Consider the following 14,835-nt stretch of genomic DNA (forward strand, 5'->3'; position numbering starts at 1 on the left):
ACGCGGTCCCCGCTGGCGCGGGGGCGATCAGGGTGCCGGTCATGATCATGACCGGCATAGTGACTCAGGCGGCAGCCTGCTTCTTGCTCTGCGCACGCAGAATACGACGCTTGATCACCTGAGCTTCGGTGGTCAGGTTACGATTCGGCGTATCGAGCAGATAGGAGTCCAGACCCCCGTTGTGCTCGATGGTGCGCAGGCCGCGCGTGGTCACACGCATGGAAATCGGCGTGCCGAGAATGTCGGAAAGAACCGACACTTCCTGCAGGTTCGGCAGGAAACGGCGGCGGGACTTGTTGTTGGCGTGGCTGACATTGTTGCCCGTCAGCACACCCTTGCCTGTGATCTCGCAACGGCGGGACATCGATTTATCCTCGGTCAAAAAACAGAACAGGGCCGAGGCAGAGCCCGGCTTTCATCCTTACAATCAGGCGCGGCTTATGACGGAGGCATCGCTTCGCGTCAAGCAAACAGTGACGGAAAGACGGCTTCCCGCCACTTTTTCACAGACCGCACCCGCTTTTCTCCACACTTTCATGGAGACAGGCTTTCTTTCAGGCGCTTCCTGCCTTGCGCTCTTTTTCTGCGACTTCCAGTTCACCCGCACGCACGCTCTGCACAGCGCTGTCCAGAATGCGCAGAATCGTCTCACGATCCATCGTGCGCGACAGAAGCCCCAGAGAACCGCCCAGAAGCGCCGACGCCACAGCCAGAGGCGGGTGATTTTCTTCCAGAAGATGGTCGATGGCGTGCTCGATGACCATCGCGCATTTGGTCAGTTCTTCGGACACCTGCTCCATCTGACCGCCTCCCTCAGGAATATTCTCTGCCATGTTCATTCTCCCATGCTGCTCCGGCAGCAGGCCGGAGTGTGATTGTTTCTGTCTGCGTTCCGGTTACCCGTGAGCGGGAGCCGATGCCTCCAGACCGGAGTCCGGTGTCATTGCGTCGTGTCCTGCGTCCTGCGCCGCCCACATGGCGGCATAGAGGCCGCCACGAGCGATCAGGTCAGCGTGACACCCCCGCTCCTTCACAAGCCCATCACCCAGAACCAGTATTTCGTCCGCCTCGACGATAGTTGAAAGGCGGTGCGCGATCACGACTGTGGTACGTTCAGCAGAAACGGCTCTCAGAGCCGACTGGATCTCACGCTCGGTATGAGTATCGAGGGCGCTGGTCGCCTCATCCAGAATCAGAAGACGGGGGTCCTTCAGGATCGTGCGGGCAATCGCCACACGCTGCTTCTCGCCACCGGAGAGCTTCAGCCCCCTCTCACCAACCCGCGTCCTGTAGCCTTCCGGCAGGGACAGGATGAAGTCGTGGACACGCGCCAGCTTAGCCGCCTGCTCGATCTCGTCCTGCGTGGCGCCAAGGCGACCGTAGGCGATGTTGTAGCCGATCGTATCGTTGAACAGCACGGTATCCTGCGGCACCACGCCAATCGCCTCCCTCAGGTCGGCCTGCCGGTAGTCGCGGACGTCATGCCCATCGATCAGCACCTTCCCCGACCAAGTGTCATAGAACCGGAACAGAAGGCGGCTGATGGTGGATTTGCCCGCACCCGTTGGACCGACAATCGCAATCAGGCCACCGGGCGGCACGGAAAAACTGACGCCATGCAGGATTTCGCGGTCCTTGCGGTAACCGAAATGCACATCCTGAAAGGCCACGCTGACAGGTGGCGCATCCTTCAGATGAGCCGCCAGAGGCAGCGGATGCGCAGGATCGGCGACTTCGACCGTTTCATCCAGCAGCCCCAGCATGTGTTCCAGATCGACCAGCGACGTGCGGATGGAAGAATAGATGGAGCCAAGGAAATTCAGCGGTGCGTAGAGCTGCAACAGATAGGTGTTGATCAGCACGAACTGACCCACCGTCAGATGCCCCGCCGCCACATCGTGTCCGGCCAGCAGCATCACCAGCGTGAGCGCCAGCGAGATGATCACCACCTGCCCGAAATTCAGGGCGCTGAGAGAATACTGGGTGTGAACGGCGGCCCTGGCGTAGCGGGTCTGGGCGTCGCCGTAGCGTTTCGCCTCATGCGCCTCATTGCCGAAATATTTGACCGTCTCGTAGTTCAGCAGACTGTCCAGCGCCTTGCCTGTCGCCTCGCTGTTGATGTCGTTCATCCGGCGACGGATACCGATTCGCCATGAGGTGAACGAGAAAGTGAACACCACGTAGCCAATGACTGCACCCAGAACGAGAGCGGCATAACGCCAGTCGAACACCTGCCAGATCAGACCGATGACAAGGATGGCTTCGAGCATGGTCGGCAGGATCACCAGCCCCATACGCAGCAGGGTCTCCACGCCTTCCGTGCCGCGTTCGATGGCGCGGGTAACGCCTCCGGTACGACGGTCGAGATGAAAACGCAGCGACAGGTCGTGCATGTGCATGAAACTGCGAAGCGCCGCGTCACGGGCGACCCGGTAACGGACTGGCGCGAACACAGCGTCGCGCAGCTCGTTGAATGCCGATGCGACCAGCCGGACCAGACCGTAGCCCACAATCAGCAGGACCGGCACTGTGGCGATCCCCACCGGATGGGACAGCGTGTCAATGATCCGGCTGTACACCCATGGCACGGCCACGGTGACCAGCTTGGCGGACAGCAGCAGCAGGGCGACCGCTGTCACGCGCAGTTTCAGCTTCGGATCATCACGCGGCCAGAGATAGGGAAGCAGGCGGGCAAGGGTCACTCCGGCAGGCTTGCCGGGCGACGTATCAGATCTTGGTGGCGGGCTCATTGTGTCCGATGTGGCACGTTGTCGCTGTTTTGCAACCCCGCAGACAGTCGAACTGGTCGGCACGCCGCAATGTTGTCACAGCCAACATCGCCCCGTAGGAGAAACATGGGCCGGACAACGCCGGTCAGAATTCGTCGGAAGAGCACGATGACCCCAGTTTCCGAAGAAACAGTGTGTGGACTGTCCACAGGACGCCGCTCATGATCCCCATCCCCACAGACGGCTTCATGCGGCACATCAGGGCCTGCAACACGGCCACCCTCCCCGGCAAGCGCCTGCCGTTCCGGGTCAACGGCGTTCTGGCAGGATATGTCGATCCGGAAATCGCTCCCGCCCTGAAAGAGATGGGGCTGACGGAAGACAGTGCTTCAGGTGGCCTGTCTCTCAATGATCCGGCACGCCTCGAATCGATTGGCGAAGAACTGGCCCGCCGAGGGCTTTACCGCACGCACAATGAATTGTTCGATGTGTGGGGCGATGACGGCCAGCCACCGCTCGGACGCATAGACCGGGGCGCCCTGCCTCTGTTCGGCTTTGTCGGTGTCGGTGTCCATCTGAACGGTCTGGTCCGCAAGGAAGACGGGCTGCACCTGTGGATCGGCCGTCGCGCCCGGAACAAGCGGCTTGATCCGGGCAAGCTGGATCACCTTGTCGCGGGCGGTGTCCCGGCGGAGCTCACCGCGGACGCCGCGATCCTCAAGGAAGCCGAGGAGGAAGCCAGCCTTCCACCAGATCTTGTGCAACGGGATGCGAAAAAAGTCGGCCTGCTGCATTACGCGCTCGAACGTCCTGAAGGACTGCGGCGCGACCGACTGGTCTGCTACGACCTTGTTCTGGCGGAGAGTTTCCAGCCTGTCCCGGCGGACGGCGAAGTCGAGGAGTTTCTGCTTCTGCCGATCGGCGAAGTATTCCGACTTGTGCGAGACACGGACGAATTCAAGTTCAACGTCAATCTGGTGCTGATCGACCTGTTTCTGCGGATTGGCCTGATTGATCCGCAGTCCGAAGAAGGCGTGGCGCTGCGTCGGGGATTGCAGGGCGATCTGCACTGAATGGCGCGGGTGAGAGTGGCTCTTGCTCTACTGCTGGGGTCGCTGGTGGCCGGATGTTCTCCGCCTCATTCATCGGCTTCCGCCAGTCTCTGCAACAGGCTGGCGGCGACCACCGATCTGCATGTGACCCTGATGTTCGGTCTGACCCAACCTGATGGCCGTCCGGTGACAGATGCTGACTGGCAGGATTTTCTCCGAACGGAAATCGTCCCGCGCTTTCCGGACGGTCTTTCTGTCCTGCCTGCTCAGGGTTTCTGGCGGGATCGGCATACTGGCCGAACGGACTCCGAGCCTTCCAGACTGGTGTGGATTGCAACACCGGACAGGACGGATCTTGCTGGGCGGATTGAGGCAGTTCGCCGGGCTTATAGGGCGCGGTTCAGACAGCAGTCAGTGGGCGTGAGCGTGGCACAGGGGTGTTCACGGTTTTGAATGTCGAACGACTGATTTGGGAGGATTGCAGTCGGTCCGCTTCAAGCGAACGACCTGTGGAAGCGGACATTCTGATTCGATGTGAAAGGGGTACTCTGAGCTGCCTTTCGCTAAACCCTGTCGTCCCCGTAGCCGAGCACTTCGATCACCCGGCATTCCTCGACCGTACCGCGCGCACACCGATCTAGCGAGCGTTGCAGCTCGGCGCGCAGCGCCACCAGCCTCCCAATCCGTCGGTCAATATTCTCGACGTGGCGGCGGGCGATAGCATCCACCTCGCCGCAGGAACGCTCCGGCTGCTCGCTAAGCGTCAGCAACTCACGAATGTCGGCGACCTCGAAGCCCAGCTCGCGGGAATGACGAATGAAGTTGAGCCGGGCGACCTCGTCCGCACCGAAGCGCCTTTGCCGCCCTTCCGTTCGTGCCGGTGTCGGAAGAAGCCCGACGCCTTCGTAGTAGCGGATCGTCGGCACCTTGACCCCAGTGCGCCGCGCCAACTCGCCAATCGAGATGCTCATGGTGTTTTTCCCTTGAAGCTCTAGTGGCTAGAGATTGTAGGGTGATCCCGAGAAGGAGTCACCCATGTCCGAGAACTGCAGCAAGTCCGAGGCCGCCTGTTGCGCTCCGCCACTTCTGGTCGTGCCCACGAAAACAGTCACACCAACCGTCGAGGTGACGACATGCGGCACCGTCGAGGATAGCTGCTGCCCGAAGGGTGTCCCGGTCTTCGACGGTATAGACCCGCGCTACAAGCGCGTCCTGTGGACGGTGATCGCGATCAATGGCGCGATGTTCGTGACCGAAATCGCGGCGGGACAGCTCGCTGGCTCGCAAGCCCTCAAGGCCGACGCACTCGACTTCCTGGCCGATACCGTCACCTACGGTTTGAGCCTGGCGGTGATCGGCGCGAGCCTGCGCACGCGAGCCACGGCGGCACTCGCCAAGGGCGTCTCGCTGTCGCTGATGGCGCTGTGGGTGTTCGGGTCCACCGTCTACCACACGCTGATCCTCGGCGTTCCGCAGGCCGAGATCATGGGTGCGATCGGCGTCCTGGCGCTGGCCGCGAACCTTGCCTCGGTGTTCCTGCTCCTGCCCTACAAGGATGGCGACGCCAACGTGCGCTCGGTGTGGCTCTGCTCTCGCAACGATGCGATCGGCAACCTGATCGTCATGGGCGCGGCGCTCGGCGTCTGGAGCACCACCAGCGCATGGCCCGACCTTGCGGTGGCCGCGATCATGGCTGGCATCTTCCTGTCATCAGCGGTGCAGATCCTGCGGCAGGCATGGGGAGAATATCGAACCGACGCGACTGGCACGAAGGCAGCCGCCGCATAGGGTGAGGATCATGCGCCCATGCCCACTTCCCGGCAACGCAAAGCGGGCCAGCCACGTCGTAGAAGAGGCAAAAGCAGTCCGTTCACTGAATGCTTATCAACGACAAAGCCTTGCCAGCTTCGTGTTCACATTGAGTCCGTTACTCCACCACGGCAGCGTTGTGCATAGACGCTGGGGCTGTATCCAGTGCCTTTTCTAAAAGCCGCAGCAAACGCGCCCAGACTTTCGTAACCGACTGCGGCGGCGACATCGGTCACTCGCTCGCGTCGCGCCAGCCTTTCCTGCGCATGAAGAATACGCAGGCGCTGTCGCCAGACTGAAAACTGCATTCCCGTATCGGCGGTAAAATGCCGAATGAACGACCGCAAAGACATTCCTGCCATATCCGCCCACTCCTGCTGCCCTCGTGAATCAGAGGGAGTGGTGCTCAGGGCTTCTGCGACCCGTTTTAGCCGGGCATCTTCAGGAAAAGGCAGTGAAGCAGAATGACGCGGAATGGACAGGAATTCATCCCAGAAGCTTTCGGCCAGCCTTGTAAAGCTGTCCTGCCATGCTGCCTCTTTGGCATTTTGTGACAGACGTTCAACCTGAGCCATCAGTAGTCGCGTGCAGTCCGCCAGAAAAGGTCTGTGTGCAACTGAAGAATACCTCTCAGCACTAATATACAGACTCCAGCCTGCAATAGCACCGTGGGAGCGCGCCTCATGAACAAAGCCGGGAGGCAGCCAGAGAAGCTGCCCCGGCCCGATCAGCCAGTAGGAATTTTGAATCATCACGGCCATAACACCGCTTTCCACAACGAATATCTGCCCCTTTTCGTGAACATGCAGGTCAGTGGTCCGGCGGTCCGTCTGTTTTATGGGACTTCCAGATAGCCAGTGAACGCCACATGACGGAGCAGGATCTTCTGATAAAAAAGAAAACGATTTGGCGTGCATGAGTCGAATTATGGCCTATGGTCGACAGAATGCCAAAAGCATCTCCTTTAAAATCTTCTGGTCCACTCAATCCACAAGATTAAAAGGTGTCCCATGTCCTCCACACACCACGAGCAGATCATCCGGGAAATGTTCGCCACATTCACGGATTTTGGCTCAACTCCGGATAGGCTGCTTGATTTCATGACGTCGGATTATCGGCAATATGTCGATGGACATGAAATGACGTTGGGCGATTTCCAGGCCCATACACATGCCTTACGCAACACTCTTGGTGCGTTGGAAATAGATATTCAGCATATTGTATGTGAAGGCGATAAAGCAGCTACCGTTCACGTGGCACGTGCAACACGTCGTTCCGGTGAGCAAAGTCTGATCAAGGTCGTTGCCTTTTATCAGTTTCGAGATGGACGCATCTGTCTTGTGGATGAACTGACGCACGTTCTGGAAGGAAGTGGAAGCGATCAGGCGCTGGGAGCGTTACAATGAGGGAACCCACTCAATACGAGTAGATGTTCTCTTCCAGATATGGAGTGTCAGCTTTCGGAAAACGCAAACGAACCGTTAAACGACTGCGATGAAGGTGGAAGCGCACATTGCGCCTCACACCCCTCCGCAGAACATTGCCTATCTGTCGCCGATTTTAACAGGCGGCTTCAGAAACTCTACAAATCCACCTTTTACGGAACCAGCACCGTAGCCGTCGCCGTGCAGGCAATCCCTTCTTCACGTCCCGTAAAACCGAGCCGCTCGGACGTGGTCGCCTTTACCGAGATCCGGTCCACATCGACCTGAAGCAGCGAGGCCAGACGCTCGCGCATGGCCTGCGCGTGCGGGCCAATCTTCGGGCGTTCACAGATCAGCGTCAGGTCAGCGTTGACCAGCATACCGCCCTTCTTACGAACCAGTTCACCTGCATGGACGAGGAAGCGGGCGCTGTCCGCATCCTTCCACTCATTCTGGCTGGGCGGGAAATGACGACCGATATCGCCCTCCGCCAGCGCGCCATAAATGGCGTCGCAGAGCGCGTGGATACCGACATCGGCGTCCGAATGACCGGCCAGACCACGATCGTACGGAATGGTGATGCCGCACATGATGAGCGGACGCCCTTCCTCGAAGGCGTGAACATCGTAGCCGAAGCCGGTGCGGGGAAGCAGGGTGGGGCCAATCAGGCGTTCGAGGCGCACCAGATCCTCCTCATAGGTCAGCTTGATGTTGTCTTCGGAACCGGGCGTGAGCGCCACGCTGAAACCGGCGGATTCGAGCAGCAGGGCATCGTCGGTTGCGGTGGAAACGCCGGATTTTGCGGCGGAACGATGCAGATCGAGCAGGATTGTGAAACGGAAGCCCTGCGGCGTCTGGGCGCGGAACAGGTCCTTGCGCGGCACCGTTTCCGTGATGACGCCATCTTCGCCGCGCTTGAGCGTATCGGCGACCGGCACTGCGGGAATGGCTCCCGGATGTTCTTTCAGCGCCCTGAGCACGCCTTCGATCACGGAGGGGGTCACATAGGGCCGTGCGCCGTCATGCACCAGCACGACATCGGGCCGCTCGGCTTCCGGCAGAGCGGCCAGCGCCTCAAGACCGGCGCGGACACTGTCCTGACGTTCCGCACCGCCCGCGACGGGAGGCAGGGTCGTCATACCGTCCAGCGCCTCGGTCAGCGATGCGACATCACCGACGGGCTGGAGCAGCGCGACATGAGGGGCCAGCGCCTCGGCGGCATGGCGAATGACAGGGCGACCGGCAAGCGAGATGAACTGCTTGGCGGTGGTGGAGCCGGTTGCGGCGGCGTAACGGCTGCCGGTCCCGGCCGCGAGAAGAATGGCGGCGACACGCATGATGGCGCAGGAATGGGCGGAGGCGCGGCGCACGTCAAGCCGGTTCGGGCCGTTCAGGCCAACTTCATCCGCTGAACTGCCGGTCAGAGGAAGAATCGGGATGCGAGGAGCCTGCTTCACATATTGAAATGAGGCCGCCCGACCCGATACCGGTTACCGCCCTCTACAGGCTCCATAAAAGTCAGATCACTGCGCTGTCCGGCGGCGACAGACGCGGCGGCGGGCAGATCCATACAGACCGTCGCGGCAAAAGGAAGTCGGCGGAAGCACCACCCATTTCCGGCAGGAGGCGGCAGAAGACATCCCTGCCGCCTGACATAGCGGACCAGAAGATCCCTGTTGTGCTGGTGCGTCGTGACAATCACCCGATCCGCGCCCGTGCCGGGAAAGTGCCCTCCACCTGAGGCGCGGTAGTTATTCGTCACGACAGCGAACATCTGGTCATCTTCAACAGGTCGTCCATCGAGGCATAGATCGTTGATACGCTGGGCAGACGAATCGACGAGACGACCCTGCTCGCAGTAGCGACGGGGCGAACTGATATCGACCGTGCAGGTCAGCGCGCCGCTCACATCGTCTCCCATGATCACATCGAACGTGTAAACCGGAGGCATCGGGTCCAGCAGCGGCTGGGGGGCATCTTCTTCCGGCAGGATATGATTGAAGACGGTTGCGGAACGCTCCAGCCACTCTCTCAGTTCTGCCCCGCTACAGCGCACCACGCTCAGCATGTTGGCGAAAGGATAGATATTCACCAGATCGCGGATGGTCAGTTCGCCAACCGGGATATTCACAAAGGCGTCTGTCGCCATTGCCCCCGCATGGAATGGCGCGGCAGCGGACAGAAGCGGCAGTTCTTCCCACTCCGTTCCCGCCAGCAACGGTCTGGCGAACGCCAGCTGAGCCGCATTCACCAACGCCAGACACGGATCAGATCCCAGAAAGGTGAACCAGCTGGTCAACGGGACGGATGTCCAGCCGACAGGCTCCTCCATCCAGGCCATGGTCGCCTCATGCTCGGGCTGGATTTCCTCAAGAATGGCCGGATCTTCATGCACAAGAGCATGGGCGCGCCCCTCTTCCCGGCGACACACGGGACGGGCTTCGACCTGAAAGTCCGCGCAGACCCAGCCTCTTTCCGTCTGCCGGAGCATCAGGTCGATCACGCCCAGATGACTGCCCCAGAAACCGGGCATGACGGCAGGCACGTCGTGCAGCGTTCCGGCCACGGCATCCACACCGGGCAGATTGTCATGATGGTCTCCCGGAAAGACATGATGGGTGTGCCCCAGCAGCAGCGCGTCTATTCCTTCGATTTCCGCAAGATAGAGCGCCGCGTTTTCCTCGCCGCCCTGCCGCTGCTCCGCCGAAATGCCGCAATGGCAGAGCGCCACGATGACATCACAGCGTTTCCGCAGTTCGGGCACGATCTGTCGGGCGGCCTCCACCATATCCATCACCATGATCTGCTCATGCAGATGGATGGCGTCCCACACCATGATCTGTGGCGGAACGAAACCGATCACACCAATACGCAGACTGCACTTCTGGCCGCGATCGTCGATGACTTCCCGATCAAGCACGATGGACGGGGGCAGAAGTGGCGCGCCGTTGCACAGGGTGACATTGCTGCACACAAACGGAAAGACGGCGTCCTTGAGCTGCTCCCTGAGAAAGGACAATCCATAATTGAATTCATGATTGCCGATCGTAGCGGCGTCGTATCCGAGCAGGTTCATCGCCCGGATCATGGGGTGCGCTTCCTCGCCGCCCCCGTTTCCCGCCATGAAATCACCGACGGGCGACCCCTGACAGGTATCGCCATTATCGAACAGCAGACAGTTTGGCGCCTCGTCACGAGCAGCGTGGATCAGGGTGGCGATGTGGGCAAGGCCGACATCATGATCCTTTTCAGCCTGATAGTAATTCCATCCACGCAGAAACATATGGAGATCAGATGTCTCCAGCAGACGCAACCGGACGGTCCGTCGGTCATCCGTTACTGTCTTTGTCGCGGCTCCGGGATCGGGGCAGGGCCGCACCATGAACGCATCCTTCTACAGGTTACTTTTTACTTTCAACACTCTGTATCGCCCAATCTGAAAAGAAAGTCTGAACGTCAGACTTCCGCTTCCAGAAGGATGCGCTTCACGTCGCCCGCCCACGGTCCGTTATAGCGTTCCAGCCAGCGCTCGGCCTGCGTCGGCGCACCGGCGGCAAGCGCCTGTAGTGGTGCGAGCAGCACGGTTTCGTCCTGATCGGCCTCATTGCGCAGTGCGCGGGCGCGCAGCCCCTGAGTCGCGATCTCCACCATACGTGCCGCAACGTCGCGCACGGTCCCCGTTCCGAAAGGCGTGTTGAGCGCCCGCGCCGGAACATCCCCACGCAGCACGCGATAGGTTTCCCAGTCATGCTCGCGCACAAGACTCTCCGCCGCCGCCAGCGCCGCATCGTCATAGAGCAGCCCGACCCACAGGGCCGACTGCGCCAGCATCATTTCGGCCGATCCCGCATCGGCCCCACGCATTTCAAGGAACTGCTTGAGACGCACATCCGGGAACAGCGTCGTCAGATGGTCTTCAAAATCACCGATGGTCGGCGTCAGCCCCTCCAGACCGTCCTGCCTCTCACCGTTGAGCCAGGCTCGGAAGGAGCGCCCTGAGACGTCGATCAGCTTTCCATCGCGCACGATGAAATACATCGGCACATCGAGCGCCCACTCCACATAGCGTTCGAAGCCAAAACCTTCTTCAAAGCAGAAAGCCTGCATTCCCGAGCGGGCGTTATCCGTGTCGGTCCAGACCTGCGCCCGGTTGGACAGCCAGCCGTTCGGCCTGCCTTCATAGAACGGCGAGTTGGCGAACAGCGCTGTCGCAACGGGCTGGAGCGCGAGGGAGACGCGCATCTTGCGCACCATGTCCGCCTCGGACGAGAAATCGAGATTGACCTGCACGGTGCAGGTCCGCTGCATCATGTCGAGACCCATCGTGCCGACCTTCGGCATGTAGGACCGCATGATGGCGTAACGGCTCTTGGGCATCCATGGCTGGGAGGCGCGGGTGGCGAAAGGGTGGAAACCGAGCGGCGCGAAACCGAGCCCAAGGGCGCGGGAGGGAGCGCGGATGGTTTCGAAATGGCGGTCCAGCTCGATCCGTGTCTCGTGCAGACTGGCCAGCGGCGTGCCTGACAGCTCGAACTGTCCGGCGGGCTCCAGCGAGATGGCGGCCCCCTTGTTGATCCCGGCCCCCTTCAGGCCGATCACGGCGGGACCATCCGTAATGGGCGTCCAGTCGCCCTGCTGCTCGACGCCCTTCAGGAGCGCGCCGATCCCCTGATGCGCATAGTCCGGCGAGGAAAAGGCGGGGCGTTCGGCCGTTGCGGCTTCAGGACGGACGAAGCCGAATTTTTCATGCTCAGTGCCGATCCGCCAGAGATCACGCGGCTTGTTTCCTGCGGCCAGAACATCCACGAGATCGCGCGTGGATGTGATGGAGCGGGTGTCCTGATCGGCAGGATTCGACATTGGGCTTCTGTGCTTCCACTCAGGGGCGATCGGGCTTACGTCCCGACCTCAGATATTTCGGAGCTGGGAATCGAACAAGGCAAGCGCAGCGGCGACGGCAGTCTCCGCACGCAGAACTCTGTTTCCCAATGTGATTGGCGTAACAAAGGGGCGCACCAGCGTAACGTCAAGCTCCCCCCGACTGAAACCCCCTTCCGGACCTGTCAGAATACCGTCACCATCCGTTGCCCCCACGAAAGGATTCGCGGAGAGTTCCAGCCCGGTTTTCTGCGTCTTCGCCTGACTTTCAAGTCGTTCCACAGCAATAAAAAGACGTTTTTCAGCAGGCCATGCTCCCAGAAAATCAATCAGGCGCACAGGAGTGGAAATCTGCGGAATCGTCAGCCGCTCGCACTGCTCGGCGGCCTCGATGGCAATCGATTCGAGCCGGCCCTCATTGACTCTCTGACCAACCGTCCGTTCGGTTATCAGCGGCACGAAACGGGACACCCCCAACTCCGTTCCCATCCGGATGACGAGGTCCGTTGCGTCCCGCTTTAAAAGTGCAAAAGCGAGAGTGCAGCCGCGCTCATCAACAGGAGAACGCAGCTTCTCCGTGATTGTGAAAGAGCCCCTGTCCTTTCTGACGGACGCGATACGGGCCAGCCATTCCCCATCCCGGGCATTGAAGACCCTGACAGCATCTCCCTCCCCTTTCCGCAGGACGGTCCCAAGGTAACGCGCCTGCTCGGGAGACATCGGTATGACGGTCTCCCCAGTCAGCGGAACATCCGTAGGGAGATACAGGCGTGGGAGGGTATGATGGGCTGACATCGACAGGCGCTTTCTCTCAGGCTCGGAGCAGTCCGGAGGCCATGAAGCCGTCAGGTTAGCCCGACACCATTGACCCCGACGGGTCTGCCCCGCATCAATCGGCGCGGTTTCGACGGGATTCGTCCGCCGGTCAAGTCCGAAGCCGCCCGAAGCCCATGAGGCGCGGGCCAGTGTTGTTTCCGAAGAACCGGGCTGACGGATGGCCCGGCCCAGGGTGAAAAACCCCGGCAAGAGAACCAGTGAAGAGGGATTACAGTGTCAGGTACAGCCACTCCGCACACGGACATTCGTAGCACCGGCTGGATTTCCCGCCTTCCCGCTCCGTTACGCCCCTATGCGCTTCTGGCGCGTCTCGACCGGCCGATCGGCACCTGGCTTCTCTTTCTTCCGGGCGCATGGGGTATTCTGCTGCCGGGCGCGGAGGGCGCCACCTCGCCGCTTGAGCGCGTGCGTCTGCTGGTGCTGTTCGGAATCGGCAGTCTGGTGATGCGGTCCGCCGGATGTGTCGTCAATGACATGTGGGACCGGGACATCGACCGTCAGGTCACACGCACCGCAGGACGCCCCCTTGCATCCGGCGCCCTGAGAATGCGCCACGCGGCGCTGTTTCTGCTGCTTCTGCTGCTGATCGGGCTGAGCATCCTGCTCCAGCTCAATCCACTGACCCAGCTTCTCGGCGCTTCCTCCCTTATTCTGGTCGGGCTTTACCCGCTGGCGAAACGGTTCACATGGTGGCCGCAGCTTGTCATGGGATTCACGTTCGGCTTCGGCGCTCCGATGGGTTACGCCGCTATGGCGGATCGCTGCGACATGACCCAGGTCCTGCTGTACTCTGCGACCATCCTCTGGCAACTGGGCTTCGACACGATCTACGGCTTTCAGGACATGGATGACGACGCCCGGATCGGAGTGAAATCCACGTCCCTTCTCTGGCAGGGACGCGCCAGAGAGTTTGTCGGTGTGTGTTATGCCGCCGCCGGCCTCGCCTTTCTGGGCGCGGGCTTTCTCGCGCACACCGGTATCGGCTTCTATCCAGTCGCGCTTTTCTGCATCGCCCTGCTGCTGAAACAGGCCGTCTCCGTCAATCCACAGGATCCGCGTCTCTGTCTCATCCAGTTCCGGGCCAACAGGGACATAGGCGTTGGATTCGCACTCGCCTGTCTGGCGGGTCTCGTGTGGTGAGACACACAAAACGACATTTTCAAGAAAAAAAGCCCGCAATGTTCTCATCCGGACGGGCTTCACAATACGGCACAATAAGAATGACGAAGTCGTTCTTTTTGTATCATTTTCCCAGCAACTTTCTCCCTGTATGTGCCGGCAGAAGCTGCTTCTGATTTAATCGAACCATTTCAATGAGATAGCGTATCATAACCCTTTTCAGAACGGGCGTTTTATTGCGGACCGATTCTTTTTTATTTTATAATTATCTTTTTTGATAATTTTTATCATAAATAAAAACATATTATTCGATACAACGTATCTCTATAACGCAACTAATATCCGCTTACATGACTGTATAAATATAAAAACAAAAAATAAAATTATACCACTTATTATCGCAACACCCCGCTTTCCGTTAATTCATCGTTAAATATTGCCTTCGTTTTTCAGTTGGTATCGCAATAATGGAGATGTTCACTCGATCACAAAAGAAAGAGAGTATTTAATGCCTCGCGCACTTATATGGTCCACAGAACAGGACGAAAAACTTTCATTTCTTCTTAATAAGAAAAAGATGACACTTAGAAGTGCCGCAAAAGAACTTGGAGTCAGCAGAAGCTTTATTCACAGACGGTCTCAGAAAATGCAAAGTGAGATCCATTTTCATGCCTGTAGCACTGCTCGGGAACAGGCCGGGCTTGAACCACTGGCCGCAGGTCACCCCATCAGCTGGCTCGCCATCCAGACACGCAGGCAGGCCCGCCTGTACAACAACCACAACAATAACGAAGACCTCACCAAACTTGCAGAAGCCGCCTGAGATCTGAGCGTCACAAACCCGTTTCGAAACGCGAAACGGATCAGTCTATCCAGAACAGATCGATCGCGTGAACACTTACCACTCTCAGGATAGTATCCCTCCGGCCAAAACGGATGTCATGGAAACATGGCATCCGCGATGGTATTTTGGCATATGTCTGCCGT

15 protein-coding genes are annotated in these 14,835 nt (G+C 59.5%); 6 read left to right on the plus strand and 9 right to left on the minus strand.

The window, feature by feature from the left end:
• Positions 1 to 64 precede the first annotated feature (64 nt).
• From rpmB to GVI59_RS12490, 3 genes are all read right to left on the minus strand, one after another.
• Positions 65 to 364: a 50S ribosomal protein L28 gene (rpmB, locus tag GVI59_RS12480; RefSeq protein ID WP_010668081.1), complete on the minus strand. Its 300-nt coding sequence runs from the start codon at positions 362 to 364 to the stop codon at positions 65 to 67.
• Between the two features lie 190 nt (positions 365 to 554).
• Complete coding sequence (locus tag GVI59_RS12485; protein ID WP_173574543.1) at positions 555 to 833, minus strand: hypothetical protein; 279 nt, start codon at positions 831 to 833, stop codon at positions 555 to 557.
• A gap of 63 nt (positions 834 to 896) precedes the next feature.
• Positions 897 to 2,750, minus strand: coding sequence for an ABCB family ABC transporter ATP-binding protein/permease (locus GVI59_RS12490; RefSeq protein ID WP_194299130.1), 1,854 nt, complete (start codon positions 2,748 to 2,750; stop codon positions 897 to 899).
• Positions 2,751 to 2,950: 200 nt separating this feature from the next.
• Here GVI59_RS12490 and GVI59_RS12495 point away from each other — a divergent pair, with 200 nt between their 5' ends.
• Complete coding sequence (locus tag GVI59_RS12495) at positions 2,951 to 3,802, plus strand: NUDIX hydrolase (RefSeq protein ID WP_173574544.1); 852 nt, start codon at positions 2,951 to 2,953, stop codon at positions 3,800 to 3,802.
• Positions 3,803 to 4,234, plus strand: a complete 432-nt coding sequence (locus GVI59_RS12500) for a DUF3574 domain-containing protein (RefSeq protein WP_173574545.1) — start codon at positions 3,803 to 3,805, stop codon at positions 4,232 to 4,234.
• Between the two features lie 110 nt (positions 4,235 to 4,344).
• Here the strand turns inward: GVI59_RS12500 and GVI59_RS12505 are convergent, their stop codons facing one another.
• On the minus strand, positions 4,345 to 4,752 hold the full coding sequence (locus GVI59_RS12505; protein WP_173574546.1) for a MerR family transcriptional regulator: 408 nt from the start codon (positions 4,750 to 4,752) through the stop codon (positions 4,345 to 4,347).
• A gap of 64 nt (positions 4,753 to 4,816) precedes the next feature.
• Between GVI59_RS12505 and GVI59_RS12510 the strand changes: the two genes are divergently transcribed.
• A complete protein-coding gene (locus tag GVI59_RS12510) occupies positions 4,817 to 5,569 on the plus strand; it encodes a cation transporter (RefSeq protein WP_173574547.1) in 753 nt (250 codons plus the stop codon).
• Between the two features lie 125 nt (positions 5,570 to 5,694).
• On the opposite strand, the gene GVI59_RS12515 is transcribed toward GVI59_RS12510, so the two are convergent.
• Entirely contained in the window at positions 5,695 to 6,507 is an 813-nt protein-coding gene (locus GVI59_RS12515; protein WP_173574548.1) for an AraC family transcriptional regulator, read from the minus strand.
• A gap of 93 nt (positions 6,508 to 6,600) precedes the next feature.
• Here GVI59_RS12515 and GVI59_RS12520 point away from each other — a divergent pair, with 93 nt between their 5' ends.
• Positions 6,601 to 6,996 (plus strand): nuclear transport factor 2 family protein, encoded by a 396-nt coding sequence (locus GVI59_RS12520; protein WP_173574549.1) that lies wholly within the window; start codon positions 6,601 to 6,603, stop codon positions 6,994 to 6,996.
• 191 nt (positions 6,997 to 7,187) lie between these two features.
• Here the strand turns inward: GVI59_RS12520 and GVI59_RS12525 are convergent, their stop codons facing one another.
• The 4 genes from GVI59_RS12525 to GVI59_RS12540 form a co-directional block, all read right to left on the minus strand.
• Positions 7,188 to 8,351: a bifunctional 2-C-methyl-D-erythritol 4-phosphate cytidylyltransferase/2-C-methyl-D-erythritol 2,4-cyclodiphosphate synthase gene (locus tag GVI59_RS12525; protein WP_173574634.1), complete on the minus strand. Its 1,164-nt coding sequence runs from the start codon at positions 8,349 to 8,351 to the stop codon at positions 7,188 to 7,190.
• A gap of 116 nt (positions 8,352 to 8,467) precedes the next feature.
• Positions 8,468 to 10,396 carry a bifunctional 2',3'-cyclic-nucleotide 2'-phosphodiesterase/3'-nucleotidase gene (locus GVI59_RS12530; protein ID WP_173574550.1) on the minus strand — a complete coding sequence of 643 codons (1,929 nt, stop codon included), beginning with the start codon at positions 10,394 to 10,396 and terminating at the stop codon, positions 8,468 to 8,470.
• Positions 10,397 to 10,470: 74 nt separating this feature from the next.
• Positions 10,471 to 11,874, minus strand: coding sequence for a glutamate--cysteine ligase (locus GVI59_RS12535; protein WP_173574551.1), 1,404 nt, complete (start codon positions 11,872 to 11,874; stop codon positions 10,471 to 10,473).
• 48 nt (positions 11,875 to 11,922) lie between these two features.
• Positions 11,923 to 12,687 (minus strand): 16S rRNA (uracil(1498)-N(3))-methyltransferase, encoded by a 765-nt coding sequence (locus tag GVI59_RS12540; protein ID WP_173574635.1) that lies wholly within the window; start codon positions 12,685 to 12,687, stop codon positions 11,923 to 11,925.
• A gap of 255 nt (positions 12,688 to 12,942) precedes the next feature.
• On the opposite strand from GVI59_RS12540, the gene ubiA reads away from it, so the two are divergent.
• The gene (gene ubiA / locus GVI59_RS12545) at positions 12,943 to 13,869 is read left to right on the plus strand and encodes a 4-hydroxybenzoate octaprenyltransferase (protein ID WP_173574552.1); all 927 of its coding nucleotides are present in this window, start codon (positions 12,943 to 12,945) and stop codon (positions 13,867 to 13,869) included.
• A gap of 625 nt (positions 13,870 to 14,494) precedes the next feature.
• Positions 14,495 to 14,671 (plus strand): hypothetical protein, encoded by a 177-nt coding sequence (locus GVI59_RS12550; RefSeq protein WP_173574553.1) that lies wholly within the window; start codon positions 14,495 to 14,497, stop codon positions 14,669 to 14,671.
• Positions 14,672 to 14,835 lie beyond the last annotated feature (164 nt).

Origin of the sequence: Acetobacter sicerae (assembly GCF_011516765.1) — a bacterium.
GTDB classification, from domain to species: domain Bacteria; phylum Pseudomonadota; class Alphaproteobacteria; order Acetobacterales; family Acetobacteraceae; genus Acetobacter; species Acetobacter sicerae.

Excerpts from the sequence above, each read along its gene's own strand:
- rpmB (WP_010668081.1), bottom strand. The coding sequence starts at position 364 with ATGTCCCGCCGTTGCGAGATCACAGGCAAGGGTGTGCTGACGGGCAAC.
- GVI59_RS12485 (WP_173574543.1), bottom strand. The coding sequence starts at position 833 with ATGGCAGAGAATATTCCTGAGGGAGGCGGTCAGATGGAGCAGGTGTCC.
- GVI59_RS12490 (WP_194299130.1), bottom strand. The coding sequence starts at position 2,750 with ATGAGCCCGCCACCAAGATCTGATACGTCGCCCGGCAAGCCTGCCGGA.
- GVI59_RS12495 (WP_173574544.1), top strand. The coding sequence starts at position 2,951 with ATGATCCCCATCCCCACAGACGGCTTCATGCGGCACATCAGGGCCTGC.
- GVI59_RS12500 (WP_173574545.1), top strand. The coding sequence starts at position 3,803 with ATGGCGCGGGTGAGAGTGGCTCTTGCTCTACTGCTGGGGTCGCTGGTG.
- GVI59_RS12505 (WP_173574546.1), bottom strand. The coding sequence starts at position 4,752 with ATGAGCATCTCGATTGGCGAGTTGGCGCGGCGCACTGGGGTCAAGGTG.
- GVI59_RS12510 (WP_173574547.1), top strand. The coding sequence starts at position 4,817 with ATGTCCGAGAACTGCAGCAAGTCCGAGGCCGCCTGTTGCGCTCCGCCA.
- GVI59_RS12515 (WP_173574548.1), bottom strand. The coding sequence starts at position 6,507 with ATGCACGCCAAATCGTTTTCTTTTTTATCAGAAGATCCTGCTCCGTCA.
- GVI59_RS12520 (WP_173574549.1), top strand. The coding sequence starts at position 6,601 with ATGTCCTCCACACACCACGAGCAGATCATCCGGGAAATGTTCGCCACA.
- GVI59_RS12525 (WP_173574634.1), bottom strand. The coding sequence starts at position 8,351 with ATGCGTGTCGCCGCCATTCTTCTCGCGGCCGGGACCGGCAGCCGTTAC.
- GVI59_RS12530 (WP_173574550.1), bottom strand. The coding sequence starts at position 10,396 with ATGGTGCGGCCCTGCCCCGATCCCGGAGCCGCGACAAAGACAGTAACG.
- GVI59_RS12535 (WP_173574551.1), bottom strand. The coding sequence starts at position 11,874 with ATGTCGAATCCTGCCGATCAGGACACCCGCTCCATCACATCCACGCGC.
- GVI59_RS12540 (WP_173574635.1), bottom strand. The coding sequence starts at position 12,687 with ATGTCAGCCCATCATACCCTCCCACGCCTGTATCTCCCTACGGATGTT.
- GVI59_RS12550 (WP_173574553.1), top strand. The coding sequence starts at position 14,495 with ATGCAAAGTGAGATCCATTTTCATGCCTGTAGCACTGCTCGGGAACAG.